Origin of the sequence: Thermoclostridium caenicola, assembly GCF_900142095.1 — a bacterium.
In the GTDB taxonomy this organism is placed as follows: Bacteria; Bacillota; Clostridia; order DSM-8532; family DSM-8532; genus Thermoclostridium_A; species Thermoclostridium_A caenicola.
In genome coordinates, this window is record NZ_FQZP01000021.1 from 16,585 (window position 1) to 38,937 (window position 22,353).

Consider the following 22,353-nt stretch of genomic DNA (forward strand, 5'->3'; position numbering starts at 1 on the left):
AGTCGGTTTATTTGGCCAAATAATATTCCAACAGTTCTACCTTGCTCATGTCAGATGCCCATTTTGCGATGTAAACACCCATACCTTCCGGCCGATGGGTATTAGGATTGATTGTAATGGGACCCGAGGATGTCATAACAGCCTGTGTTTTTGCTTCTATGGCCTTGGATATCGACTCGCCGCTGGTTATATCTTCTGCATGGTTAAGCCCGTTGGCTATGAGTTTTACAGCATCATATCCGAATGCGCTGTTGATAAAGGGCTCTTCATTCTTTTCAGCGCGGTATGCATCGCCCAGGAACTTGGTAAATTCGGAAGAGTAGTCAACGTTGAATATGAAATAGAGATTATCAGGAGAAGTGCCGGCAATAAGGGTATCAAACGGTGTATTGTAGGTATTGTTGCCTAAAACGATTCCCTGATAGCCCAACTGCCTTATCTGCACATAAGCCAGAGCATTCTGCTGCACGTAAGCCGGAACGAAAATGGCATCGGGATTCTGTGCGATTATCTTGGACAACTGTGCCTTGTAGTCCTTGGCATCCTTACCAAAGGATTCGCTGGCAACAACCTTGACGCCGTGGGCTTCACAGTAAGCGGCAAAAGGCTCGGCATGCGTTACGGAATATGCGTTGGAGCTGTCATAGAGAATGCCCACTGTCTTGATACCCAGTTTTTCCACAGCGTATGAGGCTATGGCTTCTGCCTGTTGGTTACAGCTGGGTTCGGCAAGATACATGTAGTTCCATTTTGTACCCGTCTGTTCATTGGTGGTGCAGCGTTCGTCCATAAAGTGTCCGACAATGGGAACTTTCTTTTCCTCAGCTATAGGAGCTAACGCTATACCTATATTGCTAAGACCCGGCCCGACTACAGCCACTGCCTTGTCCTGGTCCACAAGACGATTGTAGGCATTGATTGCCTCGTTGGGATCGCCTTTCACATCATAATGAATGATGCTAAGCTTCTTGCCACGAATGCCGCCGGCATCATTGATTTCCTTAACGGCATAATCGGCTCCCCAAACAGTGGCAAGACCTGCAGCAGCCATGCTCCCACTCGTGTCGAGAATGCTGCCTATGACAATTTCACCGTCAAACGCAACTTGTGATGATGACGAAGATGATTCAGGCGTGGCAGAAGGTGAAGTTGTGGCATTTCCAGCAGTATTCCCGGTCGCATTCCCTGTACCCGTATTGCTCCCACAAGCAGAAAGAGCCATGGCGGCGACCAGTACAAGTGCCATTACCAGAGAAATTTTCTTTTTCATTTTTTCTCCCCCTTTAAAATAATTCATGACTAATTATTTCTAACAATATTATTTATGCTTATATTGTAAGAAATAATTTCAATTGTATTACCTTTTTTTACTGTGTCTATTTTCTATTCAATCACAAATATAGCAACATTTTTAGTGCATTTTGTACCGAACTCTTTACTTCGTATAATAAAATATTAGCGCTATTAAACATCAAATGCAATACTTTTCCATAGAAAATTTAAGAAAATTTTCTCTTTTTCATTGACATGATAACAGAAAAATTCCTATAATCAAATTACTAGAACGATTTGACGGAGGGATTTTTATTAAAAGGATTGGCTATATCGGGGCTCAAAGCATGCATCTGGTATATTTTGGCGAAGTTCTGGCAGCAGGGGTTCCCGGGCTGGATTCCAAATCGGGATATGTTTGGGCGCCCGATGCACCGGATATAGTTGCTTCAAGGCTGGCAGCAGGAGAACTGGCCGGAGTCTGCGATACCTTCAGCGAACTGCTGGAAAAAAGCGATGCCATCATGATACTAACCAGGGATGGTCGGACCCACAGAAAATATGCCGAAATGTGCATTGAAAACCATAAGCCGGTTTTCGTTGATAAACCCTTCGCGTGCGACAAGCAGGATGCCCTCGCTATGATAGAGGCAGCCAGGAAACATCATGTTCCCATCATGGGAGGCTCCACCCTCTGCTGGCTTCCTGAAACCGAATCGGTCCGCCGTTCAGCAAAGGACGCCTCCGAAATCACAATCCAATTCATGGCCGACTGGGAATCACCATACGGAGGCTGGTATTATTACGGAAGCCATCTCACCGATCTGTGCGCCTGCGTAGGCGGTTGCGATGCAAAAGGCTTTGAAGCAAAAAGAGAGGGCCGCAATGTGACGGCGAGCGTTTTTTATGACGGTCTCGCCGTCAAGCTGGTTTCCTCGCCGGATATCAATGACCTCTCTTTCCATATCGCCTATAAAACTGGAAATTCGCAACAGATTCTTGTACCCAACTATGAGCGTTGCTACCGTTTTGGAATGGAACGCTTTTCAGATATGCTTATAAACAACCAGAGCGTATATCCTGAAAGGCTGCTGTTCTCAGTCAACCTTCTGGACTCAATCATAAAGAGGCTTTCAAAATGATGTACGATATAAATCTTTGGCCACCGCAATTACCGACAGAGATTCCTGACAGACCGCCTCTCGACAAGCCTCGGTTCCATATTCATTTTGAGAGGCGTATTGCTTTGTTTTCCGTTTGCCAGATAGTCGATGAGCATTATTGCCGCTATTCTTCCCGTTTCATATGCGGGAAAATGGACTGTCGTAAGGGCGGGCACAAAAGATTCCGCAAGCGGGATATCATCGAACCCCACAACGGAAATATCGTCAGGCACAGCCACCCCCATCTCGTTAAGGGCATGAATGGCGCCAAAAGCCACCATGTCGTTAACACAGAGTATGGCGGTGGCGTTGCATTTGCTCTCAACGAGTTTCCTGGCCATCGCCGCCCCTGTACGGGTTTCATCTTTGCTGAGATTTCCCATTCCATCCGTATCAGCTATGAAAACAAGCTTTTCATCGTATTCAATATCAGTTTTCTTAAGCTGTTCCAGATAACCTTTGTAGATCTCCCTTCTGGTCCAGCGCGTAAGAGGAGTGGAAATAAAGGCAATTCTTTTATGTCCGTTTTCTATAAGATGCCTTACCGCTATCCTGGCTCCGAGCCGGGAATCGTAGTTGATGCTGTATACACCGCTTCCTTCATAGTTCTGGTCAAGCTGAATGAATGTCATGCCTTTTTCAGTATATTTTGCAAGCAGCCGGGGATCTTCGGAAATGGAGGAAACGATGACCCCTGTTACCCTTCTGGAATAAAGGTCCTGGAGAATCTGCTCCTCCCTCTCCACATCCTGCATGGAATTACAAAGGAGCATCTGATATCCCTTTTCATAGCATACAGTGCTGATCCCGTTGATGGTTTGCATATAGAACGGGTTGGAGATATTGGGGATGACCACTGCAATCTCCTTATCGTGATACGCTTTAGAAGAACGCGGTGCCGATGTATAGGCAAAAGACAGTTCTTTGGCGGCTTGTTCAACCTTGGAGCGAAGTTCTTTGGAGACGGGATAGTCCGCATTACTGAGTACTCTGGAGACCGTTGCCACAGAAACGCCTGCCAATGCTGCAACATCTTTTATAGTCACCCGTTTTTCCCTCATCACCGATCACCTGTTAAAGATATTTTCTTAGTAAACATTCCATTAAATTTACTGTTATTTTACTATCAGAAACAAGATAAATCAAGTATTTTAACTTGTCAACCAAAAAGAATTTCTAATAAATGGAAAGGTGTGATAGCATGGTCAAAGACACTGGTGAACTCATGGAATTCATGACACGTCCCAGTCAGCGCCTGATTGAAGACGTAAAAAGAATTGAAGGCGACATCATGATCCTTGGCGCAGGCGGCAAAGTCGGGCCAAGCCTTTCAATAATGGCCGCCCGTGCATGCCAGGAGGCCGGCATAAACAAGAGGATCATAGCCGTTTCCATGTTTGAGCGACAAGATGTGCCCGACATGATGAAGGCATACGGCGTTGAAGTTTTTGAGGCTAATCTTTTGGACAACAGCCAGCTTCAGGGATTACCCGATTGCCCCAACATCATATTTATGGCCGGAAGAAAGTTCGGAACCACTGAAAACCAATCCCTTACCTGGGCTATAAATGTCCTTCTTCCGGCAAAGGTGTGCGAACGTTTTCCCGATTCCCGCTTTGTCGTTTTCTCTACCGGCAACGTATATGGGGATACCTCCGCACTTTCGGGCGGATCGACCGAAGAGGACGAACCGAATCCTGATGGAGAGTACGGGCAAACCTGCCTGGGACGTGAGCGTGTGTTCCAGTATTACGCAAATCACTGCGGGACCAGATCCCTTCTTTTCCGCCTCAACTACGCCATAGAAATGCGTTACGGCGTGTTGTACGATATTGCCAGTGCTGTGTTCAACGGGCAGCCGGTGAGCCTTGCCCGCGGCATATACAACTGCATATGGCAGGGTGACGTGTGCGAATACGCAATCCGCAGCCTGCTCCACGTCTCGTCACCGCCTTTTGTTCTGAACGTTACCGGCCCCCAGTGCATATCTACCAGATGGACCGCCGAAACCTTCGGCAGAATCTTCGGCAAAAAGCCTGTCTTCTGTGGTGAAGAAAGGCCGGTAGGAATTTACAGCAACACAACCAAGCTCTGCGGTCTTATGGGAATGCCCCACATGCCGCTTGAAAAGATGATCCACATGCAGGCAGAATGGATCATGTCCGGCAGAGAAACCATCAATGCGCCCACCCATTTCGAGCAGGCCGACGGAAGATATTAAGGTTTTTGGGTTTAGCCATTGGCATATGTGAAAAAAATCGCTTAATACCATAAAAAAATCAGCAAAGCCCGCAATCGTTTTATATATCGATTGCGGGCTTTGCTGTTCCTATTCTTTATCTCGCCCGATAGCTCATCCCCATATACCTATCCCCGCTCCGCAATTCCTCAAGCATCTGGGCTATGCGTTTTTCTCTTGTCTCAGGTCTTTTGGCTTTCAATATCCAGCCCAGATAGTCGTTTTGCTGGTACGGTGGCCTCCTCCTATAGGCATCCATCAGGTTTTCCTTGACAAGCCGCTCCTCAATATCTTCGGGCATGGATTGATCTTTCTTTTCAGTCTGGAAAAATCCATCTCCCAGTCACTCTCCGTTATCTTCAACTACCGCGATAGCGTCAATTTCGACCAGGCATGCAGGATTTGCAAGACCGGCTACTTTGAGGACTGTAATCAAAGGTGGCTTTTTCAACTCGCCAACTGTTTCCATGAAGGCTTTAAACCCAATCGCAGGATCGCACCCGTCAACCATGTAAATGTTGAGCTTTATCACATCATTAAAAGTTGCGTTTTCAGATGCCAGAGCTATTTTAATATTCTCCAGTGCCTGTTTTGTCTGAAGCTCAGAATTGTCCCGCCCTACCAATTGCCCATCAGCGTTAATAGCATTTTGTCCGCCGATATAGATGGTCTTTGCATTGCCGGTGACTGTAACTACCTGGCTGTAAAATTTTGAAGCGAATAATCCTGTTGGATTACTATGCTTCACAGCAAACTTGTTCATCATATCTCCCCCAGTCTCCAGCTTGATATTTCAAAATACATGCCTAGCAAATTTTTAAAACATTCAGTCCAGTAATTATGTCAATTCCTAGTAAAAATATACCACAAACGGTATATGGACAGGCAGTGTACTGAACTTGCATTGGGAAATGCGTCTTGAAATAGCCCTTGTTTACACGATCGTCAAAGGCTTTTTGCAAAGTGTTCCTGCTTACGTCGAACATGTTCGTGATTTCGACTTCATCTGGCATCTGACCATCCGGTCGTTTCTTCGGAGTTCAACTGTCTTTATATTTGTACATATCATGCATGAATGGCAGTAAGACTGCAAACAGAATCACCAGTTTCTTTATATTGGCATAATTATATCTAATTAATATATTTGCTAGAACATTGTGAGTGTTTTTGATAAAATAATTTATCAACAGGAAATTATGCAGATATATTTATACGACGGGAGGGAACTAGCCATTAAGCGGTTCGTCTTATCCATGACATTCATCATGTTGGTTGCGGCAGTAGTTGCCGGATGCTCCAAAAGCATAGACGCGAGCGTATACAACACGGATTGTGAGTTTTACCTGGAAGGCCTGCCCGAAGAGTATAACCTGCTCCCGGATGAAATCAAAAAGGAGACTGGGGTTTGGATCAGATTAGGGAGTGTGACATCGGACAGGGTTTATGAGGTCTTGCTGAATGAGGAAAATGGCTTCCGCCAGTCTGTTGAAGGTTTGATCCCCGGAAAATACGAAGTCAACTATGGCGTGACCAACTCACGGTATTCAAGATTAAGGGTCAAAGTAGACATTAACAACATAATCATTGAGAAAAACAACCATTATGAAATTCCGGCATACATGGCTGACCCCTCGGAATTTGTCAGGGAGATTATGAACCTTCAGCCGCAAGATGAACTATTGAATGCCGACATCTTCTCAAGGAAAGTGCAGTATAACGGCAGAATCATTGATCTGTATAACATCAGGGATGAGATGAAATTCGTCGCGCCCAAGGATAAACGTCTTGCCCCAAAAGAGACTATTGAAATTCCTTCTTCAGATCATGAAGGGGTATCAATCATCGTGCAAAACCAGACTCAGAAATATATTGAGGCCAGTGAAGCGACCTTTACAGGTGTCCGCTTCTCGCGCAATAATAATGTCGTTTTCCCTAAAGCCATTACTTTGGGGACCAGCCTGAGAGATTTGGCACATGCCAGCGAGGGAATAATGGGAACACCGGACTATTGTCTGGGTTCTCCAGTAGTTTATTACAATATCGACGCCACAATACTGGTTTATGTCGACAAGAATTCCGGAGACCGTATCAGCTTTCATTATGAGTCCGGAAAATCTTACGTTTCCTCAATAACCTATGAATTCGAGAAATATGAATGATAAAGGAGTTTTGGCATGTCAGCTCTAATGAAGGTATTCAATGTGATAAAAATCAACCTTTTATCGCTTCTGGCCTTTCCGCTGTTGCTTATTTCGCTGATAGCGCAGCTCATAATGAAGGCATTTGAAAAAGCACTCGTTTTCCTGGGGGTCGGCGCGGCAGTTATCGGATTGGTCATATTAAAGGCTATTTGCAAGAATCCGAGCGGCTTCTTGGAAGGAGTCACCCTTATCATTGTTTTACTGTGTTTTTTGGGGATCATCTCGGTTATTGTTCTAACGGTCGTATATGTTTTTGGTTCGCTCGCCTCAGCATTATCCCTATTGCTCATTACAGCAATAAAGTTTGTATTGGATTTCATATTTGAAATCAGCTACAGGGGTTATTCAGCACTCTATGAAATATGCGAAACCGATCATGACGCGCTCCTTGGCAAATCCCAATCCAGATATTGGTCTTTTGCCTGTGTTTTCTGGCATGTTTTGCGTCTTGTCAACTTCGTTATTTCAAAAATACTGTCATTTATCCTGCCCCTTTCCGTTATAGCCAGCATATGCCTGTTCGGCTATTCAGTCTTTTTCATTCACAGTACGATCAATGAAAATTTGGGAATAGGCGTATTTACATATTTATCACTGTTCCCGGCCGTTGATGCAGCTTTTGCCGTGCTCTACTACCTGGTTCTGATGGTCGGAATCATTATTGTCATACTGACATTAGGCTATGAGTGGAAGGAATTGGCTGATTCGCTGGAGTTCGGGGATTCTGGCCTACTTCTTGTTTTGCCCGATAAAACCAATGGGCAAATTCAACTATCGGAGACCAAACCGGAACTGTTGACCGGTTCATCGGAAGAAAGAAAAGCAGATTAGGTAGACAGCGCTGAGATATATTTAATACAGAATCGCCGGAACTATTGACGGAGCTGCGTCAATAGCTCCGGCATATCATGCGAAACGTTATCTTAAGCCTCATCATATCAATTAACCCAGATAAACATTTTCATTGTGCCATGCTAAGAACTCTTTCGAAGGAAGCTCATCTGCCCTATTTGGCAACACTAAAAGTCTTTGGCCATGGAATTGATAATAAATACGACCGTTTCCATAATCCTCTTTTATTCTTCTGCTGACTTCAATCCGATAATCAGGTGCAATTGTCAAATATCCCTCATCAAAAAGTTTATGTATATCAGAACGGAGCAAAACACCGTTTTGAACATGGTGGGGACCATCTTTGGAATATGGTTTGATATGTGCTGCTTCTAATACGGGAAGCGTTTTCTCTCCACTTATTGCACAACGCCTTTGATAGGCATCGGTGACTATCACTCTAAATGCACCCTGGCCTATTCGATGTCTTACAAGTATACGTTGATAACGCGTTTCATCATTTTCATTTACTACGCTTTCTCTAGCTACTGCTTGCTCTGATATTTCTTTTCTTTCGAGTCTTTTACATATTTCTTGAAAAAGACGTTTACCTTCACCTTCTCTTGTATCCATGATTTTTCCTACTACTGTATTAGAAGGCCAATTGTCCGGCTGAACTATCCAGTCTTTCTCCTCAAAGAAAAAAGGTTCTGTGAGAATAATGCAGCCTACATATGGATTTGCGAGATCTATTCTGTTTTTTTCCCTATATCTCCGTAATCTTTCTGAAAACTCTTCATAACTTGATGTGCCGTTTTTCTTTCCAAATGCCTCCCAAGCCAACGATATTGGCAGCAATGAGTACTTTACAAAAAAGCCACCTCCAACAATGGCATAATACGGCTTTTTCAGCTTGAATAAAAACAAATCATTTGGTATTAATGCTTTAAAAGCTGTACTACCTGGTCTCCAGAAGTTAACTTCATCGTATCTTTCTGATTTCAGGGTACAATACCAATCATAATCGGTTAAGCCAACAAACATAGTGCCCATAAATTGCTCACCATTAAATTACTACCATTGTTTTCGTTGGCTAAAACCTGCATGAACCGCTTGGGATTCTCAATCATCTGGTTGATACACCTTTTACTTGCCCTATAAACAAGGGTTTGGCCTCAACATCAACACATCTCTTTATCTTCTACCACTGCAACAGCATCAATTTCAACCAGGCATAAAGGGTTTGCAAGGCCGGCTACCTTGAGGATGGTGAGCAAAGGCGGCTTCTTATACCAACATGGTGTTTTTCTTAAACGATTAAGTTCGTTTGCAATAATGGTTTTAAGTATTTCTGCGAAGAAAAAACATTGGGCCTTGTATCTAATCGTGTCAGGCCTAAAATCGAGAAAAACCATCCCCCTGTTGCCCTAATTCAACGTAACTTCCACCCTTCCCACCCAGCGCCGCTTTTGGGAAGATACCTTGAGTTCTTTTATTCATTTGAATGATCCCGGCAATAGTTTTCAACCTTATCGGCAAAAGTTCCGGAAATTTTCTCTCTCCAGTACGGAACAGAGGCTTCCAGGGATCTGAGCGCATTTTGATACTGGCTTTCCCCAAGTTCGCTCCGTATTTTATCCATCAAGTGTACCAAATCTTTATATTTCACAACGCGGGTATTGGGCTCGCCTTTCACCAGGTTGGTCAGGACAGTCAGATAGATAAACGCGCTGCCCCGGTTCATTCCCGTCTTGATAGAAACTTCTGTGCTAAGGGGATTGATTTCGCCCAAACCTCGGGTATACCTTAAAAAAGCCTGCCATACTTCGTCAATCATCTCGGCTGTGATCTTGTTATTGGCGCGGGAACGGCTTTTTGCATCATTATCCGTTTCTTTCATGCCTTCATCGCTATCATTTTCCGTCCATTTGGGAGACACGACTGCCATAGGCATCGGTAACCCCTTCTCCAACGCTATTCTTCGCAAGTAAATGTTCACGGCCATTTCAACATCCAGTCCGAGCGAATGAAGAACCTTTTTGGCTTCCGCCAGTACGGTATCATCAATTTGAATTTCCAGGCTAGCCACAACGAACACCTCCATATCATACTATTTGTACTAATAATTACTATAACATATACTTATATTAAGTGCAAGATAATATAATTGTACTATCATTTTCTTGATGTTATATATGCTGTTGCCAATTAGTTATGACGCAAGAATAGGATTATAAGCAGCAGAAAACCCTGCTGTCATTATGTCGGCAGGGTTGATAAAACTTTCCGAAGCAAAACTGAACAGTAATTTGCAGCTGTTAGGTACCGGTATATCCCCTATATTTGAAAATGTCAAGCCGGTTCATGGTAACGCTTTGTACGGCAACTATGGATAATTATCACTTAAGTTTTTTGTCTCTTTTCCATGAACTTTCTCCAGTTCCCATCGGGCACTAAAATCCCTTTTTCCCTAGCATATCGCTCATTGGTGTAAACGTATATCCAGCATGCCACCTCTTCCCCGTTTTCTGTCAGTATGTTCCTCATTTCCCGCACGTATAAATTGTTGCTTCTCCATTTACTATAACCCTCCAGCCTGTCAAGCGCCTTTAGCAGTTTTGCATCTATGGGAGCCACGATCTCTCCTTCAACCGTTCCATCGCCTCTCAGCAGCGCCGGATAACCCTGAGGCAGATGATAAAGCAGCCCATATGTTTTGGCCTGCGTGATACTGTTTATCCGCCCTTCAAGGTATCTCTTGTGATTCCGGAACCCCTCCAATAGTGTCCCATACACGAATACCCTTTCTATGACGGGCTCACTATTTGCCGTTTTATCCTCACGCACTGCTATACGAAGCCTCCTCCCCAACTCTGAGAAATCCGCTTAATAGCGCCTATGAAGGTTTATTCCAGATCCATTCAGGGGCAATTTACATGAGATGGAACGTCCCTGGCGCTGAGTTCCGTCAACAACATTCACACATAAGCGTACAGGAGCCCGGCATGATTTGCAATGCAGAGAATCTTTTTAAAATAAACAGATAATATTATGCTCAGAAGTGGTATCTAAATAGAGCAAGTAAAAATTTCAGTAACAGGAGAATGGCTATGAAATACTATGTTGACGTAAAAGCCGAACGAGACGGCGACGGTTCCTATGAAAGACCTTTTAAACGCATCAGCGACGCCGCAAAAATAGCACTTCCCGGGGACGAAGTGCTGGTGGCGCCCGGAATTTACCGGGAATACGTTGATCCGGTCCATTCGGGTACGGAAGAGGCACGCATCACTTATGTGAGTACCAGCCCTCTTGGCGCCGTGATTACCGGTGCGGAACAGGTTAAAACCTGGAAGCATTACAAGGACAATGTCTGGATATGCCGGATCCCAAACAGCGTCTTCGGCGATTACAACCCCTATACGACCATCGTCTATGGGGACTGGTATTTCTCAACCCCAAACAAGCACACCGGCTGCGTTTTCCTTAACGACAGGGCGATGTACGAAGCCACAACTCTGGATGAGTGCCTCAAGGGCGAAGTATATCCATACAGCTGGGTGCCTGAAGAATCCATTTATAAATGGTATACCGAACAGGACCCGGAAAAAGACGAGACCGTCATTTACGCCAATTTCCAAGGTCTTGACCCGAACAAGGAAAACGTCGAGATCACGGTACGCCGCAGATGTTTCATGCCATCCAAAACAGGCGTCAGCTATATTACGGTCAGGGGATTCAAAATCGATAAGGCGGCCACCACCTGGGCACCGCCCGCAGCTTTCCAGGACGGCATGATCGGCCCTCACTGGAGCAAGGGCTGGATCATTGAAGACTGCGAGATTTCAAACAGCAAGTGCGCCGGCATTTCCCTGGGCAAATACTTCGATCCTGATAACGAGCACTACTTCACATACAAGCAGGTGAAAAGCCCCACCCAGATGGAACGGGATGCGGTCTGCCGCGGCCAGTACCATGGTTGGCTGAAGGAAAAGGTCGGCAGCCATATCATTCGTCGCTGCAACATCCACCATTGCGAACAGGGCGGCATCATCGGCCGTATGGGCGGCGTGTTCAGCATCATTGAGGACAACCACATCCATCATATCAACAATATGATGGAACTCGGCGGCGCAGAGATCTCGGGCATCAAACTGCATGCGGCCATTGACGTAATCATACGCCGCAACCATATCCATCATTGTACAATGGGAATCTGGTGCGACTGGGAGGCCCAGGGTACACGCATCACCCAGAACCTGCTCCATGATAACCAGCGGCCGCCCTATGCCAAGCATCTGCCCGGAGGCATGATGTCCCAGGATATCTTTGTGGAAGTCAGCCATGGCCCCACGCTCATCGATAACAATATCCTGCTGTCCGATGTGAGCCTCCGCTGCGCAACACAGGGCGTAGCCATGGTCCACAACCTCATCTGCGGCGCATTTACCAGCGTTGGCGAAGGAACCACCTGGCGCTATACCCCCTATCACATTCCGCACCGTACGGAAGTGATGGGCTTTATGACCATCCTTCACGGCGACAACCGTTTCTATAACAATATCTTTGTCCAGAAATGGCCTTCCGAGGACTACGTGGTCTATAACGACCAGGATCCGGAGAAAGCCATGCGGGAAAACAGGGCTGTTGGCACGCATGTCTTCGACGAGTATCCCACCTACGAGGAGTGGATTGCGCAGTTCGATTTCACGCAGTGGCCCAACATGATGGCCCTGGAACCTGTCCACTTTGGGCATCTTCCCGTCTGGAGCGAAGGCAATGTGTATCTCAACGGCGCCAGACCATGGAAAAAGGAAAAGAACAACCTGATAATCGACGCAAAGGATCGGGAGATAAAAGTCGAATTGGTGGAAAAAGACGGCCATTATTTCCTGGATACGAACATATTCGATTATATCAAGGATTTCGGCGCCCGGATGATCCATACCGAAATTCTCGGCAAAGCCTTCGAGCCCGAGCAATACTTCGAGAACCCGGACGGAACACCCATACGCTTCGATTCGGATTACTTTGGAGACCATCGCGGAGTCCATGTCATCCCGGGTCCCTTCGCATCACCTTCGGATCATATCAAGCTGTACTAAAAAGAAAAGAGGACGGTTCTCATACGACAGAGGAACCGTCCTCTTGTTTTCCAAACGGGACAAGATCTGTCCCCTTTTTTTGCTATACCAGGCGGCGGATAAGCTCTTCCTGGGAGCCATAAAGCAGGTCGATAATGGGAAGATGCAGCATGGTGTACGCGCCCGGCGCTTGCTTCACGGCAGCCCGCGCGACCGAAACCATCATCTGAGCGGTCATGGCGGGGTTGTCGATGCTCATTTCAAAGCGGAAACGCTGGTTATGCGCAGATCCCGACGCACCCTTCCGCGTGATGGTCACGCCGTGTCCCACGTCGGTTATCGACTCCACATCGTCCACCTGGATCACATGGGTTTCGTCATGGACAAAATACGGATCCGCCTTTATCTGGGTCGCAACCGTATTGAAATCGGCGCCCTCTTCCAGCTCAACATAAACCATGCGGCGGTGCAGACCCGAGCCTACCGGTATGGTGATGGAGCGTGCATCCTTCACGCCGGGGATGGCCCGTACGGCAACGGAGTGCCCCATGCTCAGACCCGGCCCAAAGTCCGTATACGTCAGTCCCTTGGGAGCCGCAGCTTCAAAAAGCCCACGGATAGCCGAGTCAATGCCCGGATCAAAGCCCACGGAAGTAACCGCCACACTTCCGCCCTTTTTGGCTGCCGCGTCAAGCCTTGTGAACAGATCATAGACCTGGCTGTGGATATCATAGCAATCAACCGTTGAAATACCTTTCAACAGGAGCTCTTCCGCAACATCGGGCACCTGCCGGCTCGGTATGCACAATACGGCAACCTGTACCCCTTTCAGCTCGTCAATATTGCGCACGATCGGAATTTCCCCGAGAGCGCCTTTTTCAAGCGACCGGCTGACAACACCGGCAAGTTCAAGATCAGGCGCTGCGTTGATTGCTTCGATTGCTGCCTTTCCAACATTTCCATAGCCATATACCGCAATTTTAACCATATAAACTCACCTCTCCATCAAATCATACAAATCCTGTTTTTCCATGTCAATAAAAGCTTTGGGACGGTTTTCACCGGCCTGGCGGATGATATCCGCCCTCTGCATGCACCAGCAGGCAATGCAAACCTGAAACCGTCCCAACAGCCCTTTCAACCCGGTATTTTCTTCTGCATCAGCACTCGTAGGTCTTGGCGGCTTCGAATTCGTCCAGAATAGCCTGGTCCGGCTTTTTGGTCAAAAGCGAAACCACGACGATAGCAATACATGAGAGCACAAATGCCGGGAACAGTTCATAGATGGCAAATACGCCGCCAAGTTTTGAAATCAGCTTGTTCCAGATGAATACCATGCTGCCCCCGGTGACCATGCCCGCAATGGCGCCAGCCCGCGTTGTTCTCTTCCAGAACAGCGAGAACAGGATGATGGGACCGAAAGTGGCACCAAAGCCTGCCCATGCGAAGGATACCACCTTGAAGATAACGCTGTCTTCATTCAGGGCGACAACAATGCCGAACAGTGAAACCAGCAGCAAAGTAATGCGCGAAACCAGCATGATCTGTTTGTCAGTCGCATCCTTTCTGAAGATGCCTTTATAAATATCGCGTGCAACTGCCGATGATGCGATGAGCAGATAAGAGTCCGAAGAGCTCATTGTGGCAGCCAGGATACCCGACATGACGATGCCCGCCAGAAATGCCGGAAGCAGTCCGGTGGACATGACGATGAAGATGTTTTCCGAGCTGCTACGTGTCAGCAGTGCGGCAGGATAAAGCGTTCTTCCGGTGAGCCCGATAGCGACTGCGGCAAACAGTGAAATGACGCACCAGACGATGGCAATACGCCTGGACTTCTTCAACTCGGAAGATTTGCTAATAGCCATGAACCTCAAAAGTACCTGGGGCATGCCGAAATAACCGAGACCCCACGACATGATGGAGATAATCGTCAACAGGCCGTATTCTCCGGCCGGTCCGAAAAGGGGATTACCTGCCGGATCCAGCTGCTGGACGCCATCCGCCATCTGGGGCTGTGCAATGCCAAAGAATTCAAAAAAGCCCGGGATCGATTTGATATTGTCAAGGATTGCCGGGATCCCGCCGGCAGCGACCACACCGACGGTCAGGACCGAACAAAGCGCTATAATCATCACGATGCCCTGCAGAAAATCGGTGGCGCTTTCAGCAAGAAAACCGCCGAGGAACGTGTACAGGATAACAATGATCGCGCCGATGATCATGACGATCTGGTACTGCATGCCGAACAATGTGCTAAAGAGTTTTCCGAACGTCACAAAGCAACTTCCCGCATAAACCGCAAAGAATACCAGGATGAACAGCGAGGCAATTGTCAGGATGATCTTTTTGTTTTCCTTGTAGCGGTTGCTCAGAAATTCCGGTATGGTAATAGCATTGCCCGCCAGGGTGGAATACCTGCGAAGCCTTTTTGCAACAAAAAGCCAGTTTATGTAGGTTCCGGCCGCAAGACCGATGGCCGTCCATATGGCATTACTGAGGCCGAACCAGTAGGCTACACCCGGGAGCCCCATCAGCAGCCAGCCGCTCATGTCCGAAGCCTCTGCGCTCATGGCCGCGATCCAGGGTCCCAGTTTTCTGCCGCCGATGAAGTAGTTGTCAGAGCTTTCATTTGCCCTTCTCATATAATACAGGCCTATCGCGACAACAACAGCAAGGTAGACACACATGCAACCAGAATCCGAATCTGTTCCCCACTCATGTTTCTGTCTCCTTAAAGCAATTTTTCTGCCATTATACCAAAGTTTCGCGAGGATGAAAAGTAATACGGTGCAATGTTATCACTTTACTGTGATAAAGATAGAAATGTATGAAAAAATTCTCCCTGTCCACAGCATAAATAACTCTCACAAGAACCGTCCCCGTGGAAAAAGAAAAACCACGGGAACCATCCCCGTGGTTACCTGCACAGCAGTCTTTGGGTGACGATGTCGGAATAGAGCTCCATGCCGACGGTTTCGGCGACATGAATGACATCGGCAAACCGGCCGCTCTCAGGTGCGAATGTGGTCAGCAGGTTCTCTGCCGTTAAGATCCGGTCAGGGTTGAAGATCACATCCTGGTAGCCGTCAAAAATGGCCACATAGAAGATCCCGGATTCCACAATGTCCTGGAAGAAATGGCTACCATAGGACAGCTCCGGCATGAAGCCCTCTTTTTTGGAGGCATACTCGCAAAGGACCTTCATATTGCATAATTCCGCGAAATGTACCGGAACACCAAGGGACGGCGTTGTGCTCCCCCATCGGCCGGGACCTACCAGCATGGCATTCTTCCCTTTCATTGCCCTGTTGATCAGGCCAATCAGCCTGGCCACCTCATACTTTTCGCGCTCGCTCAGTTTCAGGTAGGCGCCCGCGCCGATAAAAATCACATAATCGATGGACAGGCGCACGCTTCCGCCCATGAAATTGCCCTTGCCGGAGAAGAAGCAATCCTTCACATCCTTCAGTTCGGGTATGGTGACGGTTTTGCCCAGACCCTTGGTCTGCAGCGGGCGGCACTGGAGAAGATTGATCTTGAAGGCTTCATCCTTGAAGTTGGCCGTAAACTCGATGTCAACAGGATAATCGTATGCCTTCGAGAGCAGGGCCAGCATCTCCCGCATGATGGCGGGAAACCTGGTTTTGGTCAGGAGCTTTCGGAAATCCAGAAGATAAGGCATCCTGAAATCCCTGTATCCCAGTTCGCGCATTCGGGCCAGGGCAACATAGTCCGGGCTTGCGAACAGCTCTTTTTCGGTTTTCAGGGGCAGGAACAAGACCTCGCCCAAATCCTTGCTTTCCAGGGCGTTCCTTGTGAACGAAAGGAGATCCAACCGATGCTGGGAGAACTTCTTCTGATCCTCCTCGCTCATCGGGGGATTCCGAAGCGGATTGTCGAGGCACACAATCTTCACATAATCCCCGTCGGTCCGATCCACCGCCCGGGTACCCATGCCAAAAACCAGGCGAAGCATCCCGGCATTCATATCGATGCTTTCATCCCACACATAGAGGTTGGTGGAAAAACCCACGCCTGCCACATGGGGGAAGAAATAATCCCCATGCTGATCCCCCGATACGCGCTGCACCAGGATGGCCATCTGTTCATCCTTCTGTGCCAGCCCTCTTTTCAGCCGGTAGGTCAGTGCATCCTCGTTCATGGTGCTGGCATAAACCGTGCGCACGGCCTGTTCAAAGGCTTCATAACGCTCCTGGGGCGTTCCCTGGTTCACGCAGAACACGCTCTGGTATTTGCCGGCGAACGCGTTTCCGAAATTATCCTCCAAGAGAGAACTGGAACGCACAATGATAGGGGACTGGCCGAAATACTCCAGCATCTGTATGAATTGCTCCTGGATATCCTTGGGAAACGTGCCGTGCAGCAGCTTTTCCTTGAGCTCCGCCGCATATTTGAAATACCCCTCGGGGGTTTTCTGCCGGATACGAAGCGTCCACCAGCCGTTCTGGACGATATAGGTGTAAAACACGTCGGAACCGATGTAAAACGAATCGTGGGGCTCCAGGCAGGATGCAAAGCGGGCGCCGCCATCAGCCTCCAGGATCTTTCTTGCCAGCAGCATGCCCACGCTTTTCCCGCCGATAAAGCCCGTACCGATTTCCCTGGAGGCGATGGCGAGAATATCCCTCAGCGTGAAATACCGGTCACACAACTTAAACATCCTGGAATCGCTGCCGATGAGCATGGACATGAGCTGCTTCTTGAGCGTTTCCTGCTCCTCATGGGGAGCGCCCAGCATGCTTTTTGCATTGTTGAAGATGGTATTCCAGTAATCCAGCCTGATCTCACCGCGGTTGATGCTGGTAAACAGCTCGGAAGCATCCGCGCTGGATGTGATGCAGACGGCCTCCTGATCCTGGATCAGGTGCGGGAAAAACATGGTCGGCGAATAGCGCTGCCAGACCTTCAGGGGATGGATATAGGTTTTGTCGCTGATCTGGTACAGGTCCAAAAGAAGCTGGGTGGTTTCACGGATACCGGCAATGGTGCTGTAGGTATGGCAGTTGCGCATGATGGCAAAATACGCCACCGTATCCAGCTCATACAGGTAGGGACAGGTAGCCTTGAAGAAATTGCCGATCATCAAATCCGAATGCCAGTATTCCAACAAATCCGTGAGGCAGTCGAAAACATAGAGCACCCGTCTTCCTTCTTCTTTGATCAGGTTGTGTATCTCTATGGCGAAGCTTTCAAAACCCTTGCTTGCGTCAACGTGGTAGACCTTGTCGCATCGGCCGTCCAGCACGGGTTCATGTCGGGCAAAGCGGATATAAACCATGCGCATGTTTTCCGTCCTTGCGCTTTCTGCAAAGGAATGCACCATATCCTTATAGCCTTTAAGGGTATCCACCTGCCATACCACGTTATCACCGAACCGCAGGTGATCGATAACCTGATCAAAACCTTTCAATCCCGTGCTGACCTTGTCGAATAAATTCATGGCACACCCCATCCTACCCGAACCGTTCGCTCTCCCGATATATGATGCCCCTAATCACACATTAACAACAACAGGATGATACCATAAAATGGGAGCTTTTCGCCAGGTGAAATGCTCCCATTTTATACATCATTTCGTATTCGCATGAAGCTACTGGATACTTTATTGACATAATGCTATAAACTGGAGATCAATCGATTCCCTTGTATCCATTCTTCTCCGCATGGCCAAGAAGATATAGGAATGCAAATGCCGGAATCCGGATGATATCCTTTCCCGATTTTGATTTATAAATTCCAAAATCCCCTGTATTCTTGGTTACAACGATTGCCGCCGAAGCCTCTCCACTCATTTCGACAATTGCGTCCTCTTCGGAAATGGATACAGCTTCGCGATATTTGACTTCTATGAGGATATTCTTTATCCTGGGATAATCCACAACAATATCAATTTCCTTTCCTTTTTTACCTCCACGGTAATAACCTACCGATGCAGCCTTTTGATAATAAAATGCTGCAACATGCTTATATACGGCCGTTTCAACAACCTTCCCCATCTCCACCGGGTCAGTCAGCAAAGATTCGTCCATTAAAACGGCATTCCGAATGGCTGCATCAGCAATATATATTTTGGGCCTAGCTTTCAGTACCCTTTTTCCTTCCATATTTACTGGCCAGCTTTGATATATCAAATTTGCACTTTCCAGGTAACGAATATAGTTTTCGACTGTAGGTCTCGATACACCACCAAGCTCTTTTGCAACAGCCTCTATTGAGACTATCTCAGATGATACATTGCATAGGTACAGGAATATCCGCTCCAGTTCGGTAGCATTTCTGATATTATACAGCGAAGGAAGGTCTCTTTTAAGTACCTTGTCAACCACATCTTCACGCATAATCTGTTGAGCCACCACGTCATTACCCGATAATGCCAGTTCCGGAAACCCTCCAACTTGTAGGTAACGATTAAAATGGTTTTGTACCTTGGATAGCTGCATCATTATTTGGATGCGTTCCTGTTGTGTTTTACAGGGCAGGGATGAAATCTTTAGCCCATGAGGAAGTTCAGGTTTATCCAATCCAATCAATTCACAATATTCATAAAACGATAAGGTTGGAACCTGAATGACCGTCCATCTCCCGGCACCACTTTCCTGATTCCCCCTAATCAGGGCTGGACTGGCCGAGCCTGTGGCTACCACTTTTGTGTCAGGTTGATTGTCATATATGGTTTTAAGCCATTTATCCCAGTCTTGGGCATACTGAACTTCATCAAAGAAGTAATAACATTCTTGGTCGGCATTAATATTTTCATGGTAGCACTCCAATATCTCATGGAAACCGGCAAGTTTCAGCATAGGATGATCCATGGAAATATAGACAATCTTCTGGGGCTGCACACCGCGATTGAGGATAGCCTCAATCATCTGGTACAATATAGTGGTCTTACCGACTCTACGCGCACCCGTAAGGACAACAGTACGGCGAAGATCCCGTTGTTCCAGCCGTTTCATCGCCTCATAAAATGCAAACCGCTTATAGGTTCTGGACAGCTTTGGATTCATGATTCCGGTTTTCCACCATGGGTTATAAGCTGTCAGTACTTTAAGAATGCCTTCCTTGCTTGTGATAGCCATGCCCCCACCTCCTTTTGACAAATATTATAACTGTAATATACATTTTTATCAATAAAAATTATAAGTATACTTATAATTTTTTCAGCAATAAACCAAACTACATTTATATTTAAATGCTTAGATGTGCATATTGCTTCTACTGAACGTCCTCCCTTTGTCTCAGCCAAAAAGATTAAGCCAAATATAAATAGTCATGGAAACTTAATCAATAGATAACCAAAAACAAGCGGCATGTCATATTCTCGTCGAATAAACATGCCGTTCTGAAAAAGGATATCATGTATTTTACATTGTCCGTTACTTTGCCAACGCCTTCTCCTTTTTCTGCATCTCCTGTTCAATGGCTTTGAATGCTTCCGCTTTGCTTCCGGTGGTGGAGCGGATGGAGAAAGCGATGTTCACAATATGATCCGCCACCCTCTGTAACGAAAACAGGACGGAATAGATACTCTTTGAAACCTCAACCGGGTACATCCCTGAGCTGAGGCGCACCACGTTTTCGTCGCGCGTTGATTTGATCAGCTTTTTGACATCCTTCTGAATATTGGCTATGGTTTTCAGATTCTCGATTCTGCGATTGGCAAAGGCATCAAGCCCTAAAGTGAACATGGCGGTTATGCGGGTATAGATTGCATTGAGTTCCTCTTTGGTCTCATCCAGAAAGGCAACCTCTTTGTTCTTCATATACTTGGTTTCTTTTGCCAGGAGCACAGCATAATCGCCCAGGCGCTCGATGTCGTTGGTGACATGATGCAATCCGCCAATCAGTTTTTCGTCTTCGGGCAGTTTGGTCACCGATGAAATCTTGATGAAGAAGCTTGTCAGCTTGCTGGTCAGGAAATCAATGCGCTCTTCGATCTCGTCGATATTCTTCCTGTCGCTGGTATCGCCGGTGACCAGGGAAGAAAATGCGCGATCGAGGTTTTCTTTTGCCAGAAGCGCCATATCGTGCAACTCCCGCAAAGCCTGTTCGATGGCCACCGCAGGGGTTTGCAGGAAACGCTCGTCGATATAGGACACCTGCTGCAGCTTGTCCTGCTTGTCTTTCACCAGCCGTGTCACAAGGTTAACCAACGGATCAATAAACACCAGCAAAATCATGGTATAAACAGCGTTATATATCAGGTTGTAGGTTGCCAGACTGAACTGGGGTTTCCCCGGGAACAGGCTTTCAAAAAGGCTGACAATGGGTGTTCTGAAAATGACAAGGATAATGGAAAACATGACTGCGCCTATCACGCTCGTGATCACGTGGAAAAGCGCGATGCGTTTGCCTTTGGCGTTTGATACAAGGGCGGCCATGATACCATCAATACAGGTTCCGATGTTCGCCCCCATCACCAGGAAAAAGGTTTGATCGATATTTTTGATAATGCCCGCCGACAAAAAAGCGATAAATACACCGGTTGCTGCCGAAGATGACTGTATGATGACTGTAAAAAGAACACCTAATATCACCAGAAGAACGGGATTCTGCATGATATCATATTTGAACAGCTCGGAGAGTTTTACACTCAGCGACGAGTCAGCTCCGCCGATGGCCGATTTCATCACTTCCATGCCGATGAACAGCATGCCGAATCCAATTAAAAACGGCGCTATTTTATTCAGAGTTTCATTGCTGGTGGAAAAAATGATGAGAACACCAACGAACGCAACGGCAGAAAAAACATAGCTTATGTTGAAACCACCTTTACTGATGCCTGAAAGGGCAAGCAGGAAAGCCGTAACCGTCGTGCCGACTTTCGCGCCCAGGATAAATCCGGCGCCTTGTTTCACTGTCACAATATTGGCATGGGCAAGCCCGACTGTCATGACCGAAGTGGCTGAAGAAGACTGGACAAGTGCGGTGGCCCCGATTCCGATGCCATAATTCACGACCCTGTTTTTGTCCAGCTTTTTAAAAAGATTGCGTATTCCGGATCCTGCGCTTTGCTCCAGGCCGGAACCCATCTGTTTCATACCGAACATGAAAACAGCAGCCCCGCCCAGCATCAGCAGCAAATCCATGATAATCTCCATATCTTTTCTTCCTGCATCAGATTTGATTGATTCAGTAATGATTGAACGGATATCATCATAATATATTATACATTAATTATTGACGGTCCAAATAAAGCCATTATCCAGTATACCATATCCCCCTGTCCGGGCAATAACCTTTTACGAAGTAATTTTTGGCAATCGTGCCAATTTGGATATATGCCTGTCATCTTCTATTTTGCCCGGAATCCGGGCAAGTTTTTCGGTCCGCCGCCCCAAATCGCCTGATGTTGATAAGCGCAAGCCCGGCCAGGCATATGATGCTACCGGCTGTCTTGAACCAGGTAATCGCTCGAAAAAAGGGACAGTTGCCTGTCCCTTTCAGATTGTCGAAAAACAGGCATTTTCACGTGGGTGAGAATGCCTGTTTTCTTTGAAATATCAAAAATATAGCCCAAAATCGATAAAATAAAGGGC

Annotated in this window: 17 protein-coding genes; 5 read left to right on the top strand and 12 right to left on the bottom strand. The window is 47.0% G+C overall.

Annotated features, from left to right (window positions below):
* Window positions 1-7 precede the first annotated feature (7 nt).
* Window positions 8-1,270 carry an ABC transporter substrate-binding protein gene (locus F3H12_RS07145; RefSeq protein WP_188118422.1) on the bottom strand — a complete coding sequence of 421 codons (1,263 nt, stop codon included), beginning with the start codon at window positions 1,268-1,270 and terminating at the stop codon, window positions 8-10.
* A 349-nt stretch (window positions 1,271-1,619) separates the two neighbouring features.
* On the opposite strand from F3H12_RS07145, the gene F3H12_RS07150 reads away from it, so the two are divergent.
* The gene (locus tag F3H12_RS07150) at window positions 1,620-2,414 is read left to right on the top strand and encodes a Gfo/Idh/MocA family protein (protein WP_149678657.1); all 795 of its coding nucleotides are present in this window, start codon (window positions 1,620-1,622) and stop codon (window positions 2,412-2,414) included.
* 29 nt (window positions 2,415-2,443) lie between these two features.
* Here F3H12_RS07150 and F3H12_RS07155 read toward each other — a convergent pair whose 3' ends face one another.
* The gene (locus tag F3H12_RS07155; RefSeq protein WP_149678658.1) at window positions 2,444-3,496 is read right to left on the bottom strand and encodes a LacI family DNA-binding transcriptional regulator; all 1,053 of its coding nucleotides are present in this window, start codon (window positions 3,494-3,496) and stop codon (window positions 2,444-2,446) included.
* Window positions 3,497-3,636: 140 nt separating this feature from the next.
* Between F3H12_RS07155 and F3H12_RS07160 the strand changes: the two genes are divergently transcribed.
* Window positions 3,637-4,656: an NAD-dependent epimerase/dehydratase family protein gene (locus F3H12_RS07160; RefSeq protein WP_188118423.1), complete on the top strand. Its 1,020-nt coding sequence runs from the start codon at window positions 3,637-3,639 to the stop codon at window positions 4,654-4,656.
* A 115-nt stretch (window positions 4,657-4,771) separates the two neighbouring features.
* On the opposite strand, the gene F3H12_RS07165 is transcribed toward F3H12_RS07160, so the two are convergent.
* Complete coding sequence (locus F3H12_RS07165; protein ID WP_149678659.1) at window positions 4,772-4,975, bottom strand: YdeI/OmpD-associated family protein; 204 nt, start codon at window positions 4,973-4,975, stop codon at window positions 4,772-4,774.
* Between the two features lie 42 nt (window positions 4,976-5,017).
* Window positions 5,018-5,437, bottom strand: a complete 420-nt coding sequence (locus tag F3H12_RS07170) for a RidA family protein (protein ID WP_149678672.1) — start codon at window positions 5,435-5,437, stop codon at window positions 5,018-5,020.
* A 394-nt stretch (window positions 5,438-5,831) separates the two neighbouring features.
* Here F3H12_RS07170 and F3H12_RS07175 point away from each other — a divergent pair, with 394 nt between their 5' ends.
* Window positions 5,832-6,833, top strand: coding sequence for a hypothetical protein (locus tag F3H12_RS07175; RefSeq protein WP_149678660.1), 1,002 nt, complete (start codon window positions 5,832-5,834; stop codon window positions 6,831-6,833).
* Between the two features lie 15 nt (window positions 6,834-6,848).
* Window positions 6,849-7,706: a hypothetical protein gene (locus F3H12_RS07180; RefSeq protein WP_149678661.1), complete on the top strand. Its 858-nt coding sequence runs from the start codon at window positions 6,849-6,851 to the stop codon at window positions 7,704-7,706.
* A 111-nt stretch (window positions 7,707-7,817) separates the two neighbouring features.
* On the opposite strand, the gene F3H12_RS07185 is transcribed toward F3H12_RS07180, so the two are convergent.
* From F3H12_RS07185 to F3H12_RS07200, 3 genes are all read right to left on the bottom strand, one after another.
* Window positions 7,818-8,759, bottom strand: a complete 942-nt coding sequence (locus tag F3H12_RS07185) for an HNH endonuclease (protein ID WP_149678662.1) — start codon at window positions 8,757-8,759, stop codon at window positions 7,818-7,820.
* Between the two features lie 439 nt (window positions 8,760-9,198).
* Window positions 9,199-9,795, bottom strand: coding sequence for a type II toxin-antitoxin system RelB/DinJ family antitoxin (locus tag F3H12_RS07195; protein WP_188118424.1), 597 nt, complete (start codon window positions 9,793-9,795; stop codon window positions 9,199-9,201).
* Window positions 9,796-10,109: 314 nt separating this feature from the next.
* Window positions 10,110-10,553, bottom strand: a complete 444-nt coding sequence (locus F3H12_RS07200) for a gamma-glutamylcyclotransferase family protein (RefSeq protein ID WP_149678664.1) — start codon at window positions 10,551-10,553, stop codon at window positions 10,110-10,112.
* A gap of 263 nt (window positions 10,554-10,816) precedes the next feature.
* Between F3H12_RS07200 and F3H12_RS07205 the strand changes: the two genes are divergently transcribed.
* Entirely contained in the window at window positions 10,817-12,811 is a 1,995-nt protein-coding gene (locus F3H12_RS07205; protein ID WP_149678665.1) for a right-handed parallel beta-helix repeat-containing protein, read from the top strand.
* Between the two features lie 82 nt (window positions 12,812-12,893).
* Here F3H12_RS07205 and F3H12_RS07210 read toward each other — a convergent pair whose 3' ends face one another.
* The 5 genes from F3H12_RS07210 to F3H12_RS07230 all read right to left on the bottom strand — a co-directional run bounded on the left by F3H12_RS07210 (window position 12,894) and on the right by F3H12_RS07230 (window position 21,915).
* Window positions 12,894-13,778 carry a diaminopimelate dehydrogenase gene (locus tag F3H12_RS07210; RefSeq protein WP_149678666.1) on the bottom strand — a complete coding sequence of 295 codons (885 nt, stop codon included), beginning with the start codon at window positions 13,776-13,778 and terminating at the stop codon, window positions 12,894-12,896.
* 172 nt (window positions 13,779-13,950) lie between these two features.
* A complete protein-coding gene (gene putP / locus F3H12_RS07215; protein ID WP_149678667.1) occupies window positions 13,951-15,480 on the bottom strand; it encodes a sodium/proline symporter PutP in 1,530 nt (509 codons plus the stop codon).
* A gap of 230 nt (window positions 15,481-15,710) precedes the next feature.
* Window positions 15,711-18,254, bottom strand: a complete 2,544-nt coding sequence (locus tag F3H12_RS07220) for a PEP/pyruvate-binding domain-containing protein (RefSeq protein ID WP_149678668.1) — start codon at window positions 18,252-18,254, stop codon at window positions 15,711-15,713.
* A gap of 190 nt (window positions 18,255-18,444) precedes the next feature.
* Complete coding sequence (locus F3H12_RS07225; protein ID WP_149678669.1) at window positions 18,445-19,893, bottom strand: ATP-binding protein; 1,449 nt, start codon at window positions 19,891-19,893, stop codon at window positions 18,445-18,447.
* A gap of 297 nt (window positions 19,894-20,190) precedes the next feature.
* Window positions 20,191-21,915, bottom strand: a complete 1,725-nt coding sequence (locus tag F3H12_RS07230) for a Na/Pi cotransporter family protein (RefSeq protein WP_149678670.1) — start codon at window positions 21,913-21,915, stop codon at window positions 20,191-20,193.
* Between the last annotated feature and the right edge of the window lie 438 nt (window positions 21,916-22,353).